Origin of the sequence: Chitinimonas sp. BJB300, from assembly GCF_002735695.1 — a bacterium.
GTDB lineage: Bacteria > Pseudomonadota > Gammaproteobacteria > Burkholderiales > Chitinimonadaceae > Chitinimonas.
This window is the reverse complement of record NZ_PDZH01000357.1, coordinates 1-618: the sequence shown is the minus strand read 5'-3', so window position 1 is coordinate 618 and position 618 is coordinate 1. Positions and strand designations below refer to the sequence as shown.

General features: G+C 51.0%; 1 protein-coding gene. It reads right to left on the bottom strand.

Translation table 11 applies throughout. The features are described 5' to 3' along the window. Positions 1-120: 120 nt before the first annotated feature. Positions 121-420, bottom strand: coding sequence for a substrate-binding periplasmic protein (locus CSQ89_RS21820; RefSeq protein ID WP_158229099.1), 300 nt, complete (start codon positions 418-420; stop codon positions 121-123). Between the last annotated feature and the right edge of the window lie 198 nt (positions 421-618).

The window sequence follows — 618 nt, the reverse complement described above, 5'->3', positions numbered from 1 at the left end:
TGAATGCCTGAGCATCAAGACGCAGAAGAACCCATTCGCACTTTGCCGCAAGTTACTGATCAACGCCTCCCGCGCGGCTTATGATCAGCTACAGCTGCTTCTCGCAGCTACTGCGTAACATCAGTTAAATAGCTTATCCCGATAAGTGGCAAAGGCTTCCCCATAATATACCCCTCCGCCAATAGCGATTGTCTTGCCACTCAAGCTATGAATATCCTGATAAGGGAAGGCCTTGCCAACCGGCACCACTATCCAAACTTTCGATGGAAATATTGGTTCCGAAAATTCAAGGTGTCGCGCCCGCTCAGGGGTTGACACCACAGCCCACAGCAAGCCCTCTCCATGTTCAGCCAACTTCTGTGCTCGCCGCCACGGATAAGGCTTGATTTCGAAACGCAACCCCGCTTCTGCGCTGATCAATGCGATTAACTGTTGTTGTATTGGGTCGGGAGGGAGGAGATTGCCTTGACTATCATGCCGTTCACTTAATAACTGATGTTACGCAGTGCATACGCTAACCTGTCGCAATGAAGAACAAAGAACTCGATTTGTACACCGACTATTTGCTGAGCACGTTTGGCGCGGCGACAGCAACGGGCTTGTCGGCGATGGTAGGTG